The organism is Fretibacterium fastidiosum, from assembly GCF_000210715.1.
Taxonomy (GTDB): Bacteria; Synergistota; Synergistia; order Synergistales; family Aminobacteriaceae; genus Fretibacterium; species Fretibacterium fastidiosum.
The window spans coordinates 1791632-1795066 of record NC_021038.1 but is presented as its reverse complement, the minus strand read 5'-3'; the positions used below and the strand labels follow the sequence as shown (position 1 = coordinate 1795066).

The following is a 3435-nucleotide window of genomic DNA, read 5'->3' as shown; positions in this document are numbered from 1 at the left end:
CGGTTCAGGACCATCTCCCGAAAGGCGTTCTCCCCTCCGGCGGAAGGGCGATCCTCCGGACTCCGGACGTTCAGCACGACGGCGATGCGGCAGCCCCCCAGGTCAAAGCCCAGGTCCTGCCCCCGCTGCAACAGGGCCTCGCCCCCTCCGTCCTCGGGCCGGTAGAGCATGATGCTCTCCGCCAGCTCCTGCACCGCCCACTGCCGCCTGAGGCGCCTTTCCAGGAACGCCTGCTCCATCAGGAGCACCTCCGCCTGACGTTTGACGAGGCGGCCGTAGCGCTCCACGTCGCGGGGCAGCCCGGCGATGGACACCGTCCCCGCCACGCGGCCGGACAGCATGATGGGCGCCGTGTAGCCCGGCTTCACCCCCATCGTCTGCGCCTCCTCCTTCGACGTCAGGTTCGGCATCCCGCTGGCCAGCACGGGCAGGGAGGGCGCGTGGAGCTTCCCCACACGGGCGACCTCGCTGCATCCGATGATGACCCCATCCTCGTCCGTCACCAGCACGCCGTACCCCAGCACCTCGCTCGTCATCTCCGCGATGGCCTGCGCCGTCTTTCTGCGCACCCGAACCCCTCCTCCGTGCGATTCTCTGCCGCTCCACAGCGGCGTCTCATACAAGCGATATTATGCAACAGAACAAAAAAATTTTCTATATCCCGCCCATTTATATTCCATCGAATAATGCCCCCCGATGCCTCTAAATTTATCATAGGTTTCATGAGCCACAGGGATTCCTGTTCCCTCCCGCCCACACCCCTCACGAAAGCCGGGCGTCGGCGCATCGCGCCGGCCATCGGGGCGGGGGGCGGCAAAACAGAAAAAGGAGGAAGCTTGCAGCATGAGACTGGAACTGCACAAGGTGAAGGTGAAGGACGTCCAGTGGGGCAGCGCGACGTGCGTCAAGGACGGCGTCCTCTACGTGAACAAGGAGGAGGCGAAGGCCCTGATCGCCGAGGAGGACCGCTTCGCCAGGGTGGACCTCGAACTGGCGCGCCCCGGCGAGAGCACGCGCATCATCCCCGTGAAGGACGTGGTGGAGCCCCGCGTGAAGCTGGACCGCAAGGGCTACTACCCCGGCTTCAACAACACCGCCATGGCCCGCTGCGGCGAGGGCAGGACCCTCGTGTTGGACGGCGCAGCCGTGGTGACCTGCGGGCCCATCGTGGCCTTCCAGGAGGGCTTCATCGACATGAGCGGCCCGGGCGCGGTCTACACGCCCTTCTCCGCCACGCAGAACGTGGTGTTGGTGGTGGAGCCCATCAAGGACCTGGAGCAGCATCAGTACGAGCAGGTCCTGCGGGAGGCGGGACTGAAGCTCGGCGTGTACCTGGCGGACAAGTGCCGCGACGCCAAGCCGGACGTCGTTGATGTCTTCGAGAAGGGCACCGTCCCGGAGGAGAAGGAGAAGCACCCGAACTTGCCGAAGGTGATCTACGTCTGCATGAACATCACCCAGGGGCTTCTGCACGACACCTACGTCTACGGTGCGGACATCCGCCCCGCCCTTCCGACGCTGCTGCACCCCAACGAGGTGCTGGACGGCGCGATGGTTTCCGGCAACTGCGTCTCCGCCTGCGATAAGAACACCACGTGGCCTGAGCTCGCGGACCAGCTGCCAGCCGTTCAGCGCGTCCAGAAAGTTGATGTAGCCCGGCTGCCCGTTGAGCACCTCAACGGGCAGCCGTCCCTCCGGCACAAAGAGGCGCGCCGGCCTTTGATTGGGGTTGCAGCCGTACTTCAGCCCCAGCTCCTTCAACGCAACTTTGCCTCCTCGCCGTAGCGGTTGACGACCCTGTCCTCGTAGCGGCTCCCGTCGAGGGGGGTGTAGCGGACGTAGAGGGCCACGCGGTTCTCCTCGTCCAGGGCCTCCCAGAGCCCGTTGGTGAAGGCGTCGATGCTCGAAGGGACGTTCACCGTCAGGGGCTCGCCGGCGAAGGACGGCAACACGGCTCCGTCCCCTGCGTAGGTGTGGATGAGGTGCCCCATCCCGGGGATGGGCTCGTACTCGAAGAACTGGCGCTGGCAGCGGCGTCCGGCTCCGGACGCCTTCAGGATGCTGAGCCGGTAGCTGAAGCCCGACTCCGGCAGGGAGATCATGCCGCTGATCCTGGGCGTGAAGTGGGGCGCGTCCGGCTCGTACTCCATCGTGCGCAGAGCCTCCTCAAACCCCTTGCCCCCCTTCAGGGAAGTGCAGATCGTGTCCGTCTGGTCCCCGTTCGCCACCACGATGTGCCGCCCGCACATCCGCAGGGGCGCGTAGAGGATCAATGACGGGTCCTTGACCCCGGACTGGTCCAGCAGGCGGATGACGACGTCGTCCTTCTCCCGTCTGAAGGCGCGGGCCCGGCTCCCCGCGCTTCGCCCCATGATGAAGTACGCCAGGACGGCGCGGCCGTTGGGCCCGCAGCCCAGAATGATGCCCCGGCCGGGATAGCGGTTCCCCCGCAGGCAGAAGTCGGAGGGCGAGGGCGCCAGGCTGTGGCAGAGGTCCTCCACGGCCTGGGGCAGGATGCGCCACTCCGCCTGCTCCATCACGCGGTGCTGCAGGAGCTCCGGGGAGTCGTCCGGCAGCACGTCGACGGCGCGCTGCATCAGGATCGTGCCCTTGTCCGGCTCGGCGGTCACGAGGTGTACCGTGGCCCCCGTCACCTTCAGGCCCGCCTCCAGGACGGCTTCGTGTACCCGAAGGCCGTAGAAGCCCTTCCCGCAGAAGGCCGGAAGCAGGGACGGGTGGACGTTCACGATCCGCCCTTCCCAGCGCGAGACGAAGTCCGCGCTCAGGATCTGCAGGAAGCCGGCCAGGACGATGACGTCCGGCTTCGACTGGGTCAGAAGCTCCATCAGGCGCCGTTCAAAGGCCTCGCGGTTGGGAAACTCGCGATACTCGGCCACGTCGGTGCGGATGCCGGCCTCGTGCGCCCGCTCGATCGCCCGGACGCCCGCCCGGCTTGAGATCACCTGGACCACCTTGCCGCTCCGAAGGACCCCGTTCACCTGGGCGTCCAGCAGGGCCTGAAGGTTCGTCCCACCACCAGAAACCAATATGGAAATACGTGCGTTCAGCACAGCACAACCCCCTCCTCGTCCACGACGCTGCCGATCGGCCGCGCCTCAACGCCGTTCTCGCGCAGAACGCGAAGCGCCACCTCGGCGTCGTCCTCCGCGACCGTCGCGGTCATCCCCACGCCCATGTTGAAGACGTGGAACATCTGCTCCTCGTCAATGCCGCCCTCGCGCATCAAGAACCCGAAGATGGGCGGAACCCAAAGCTCTGCGCGCCGAATGCGCACCCCCATCCCCTCCGGGACGCTGCGCGGGATGTTCTCGTGAAACCCGCCGCCCGTGATGTGGGCGAGGGAGTGGACGTCCACAGCCTCCAGAAGCGCCATTACAGGCTTCACGTAGATGCGCGTGGGCGTCAGGAGCGCCT

At 66.4% G+C, this 3435-nt stretch carries 4 protein-coding genes; 1 reads left to right on the top strand and 3 read right to left on the bottom strand.

All coding sequences use genetic code 11. From position 1 onward, the window contains the following. The coding region (locus tag SY1_RS08365; protein WP_279369733.1) for a sugar diacid recognition domain-containing protein at positions 1–569 on the bottom strand (569 nt) is incomplete at its 3' end. 274 nt (positions 570–843) lie between these two features. Between SY1_RS08365 and SY1_RS08360 the strand changes: the two genes are divergently transcribed. Next, a complete protein-coding gene (locus tag SY1_RS08360; RefSeq protein ID WP_015556770.1) occupies positions 844–1785 on the top strand; it encodes a glycine/sarcosine/betaine reductase component B subunit in 942 nt (313 codons plus the stop codon). Here SY1_RS08360 and purN read toward each other — a convergent pair. Both purN and SY1_RS08350 read right to left on the bottom strand, forming a co-directional pair. Then, the gene (purN, locus tag SY1_RS08355) at positions 1758–3071 is read right to left on the bottom strand and encodes a phosphoribosylglycinamide formyltransferase (protein ID WP_208873411.1); all 1314 of its coding nucleotides are present in this window, start codon (positions 3069–3071) and stop codon (positions 1758–1760) included. The two genes, SY1_RS08360 and purN, sit on opposite strands and share 28 nt — an antisense overlap. After that, positions 3065–3435 (bottom strand): AIR synthase-related protein (locus tag SY1_RS08350; RefSeq protein ID WP_243440637.1); only part of this gene is annotated, 371 nt, incomplete at its 5' end. The genes SY1_RS08350 and purN, both read right to left, overlap by 7 nt.

Excerpts from the sequence above, each read along its gene's own strand:
- SY1_RS08360 (WP_015556770.1), top strand. The coding sequence starts at position 844 with ATGAGACTGGAACTGCACAAGGTGAAGGTGAAGGACGTCCAGTGGGGC.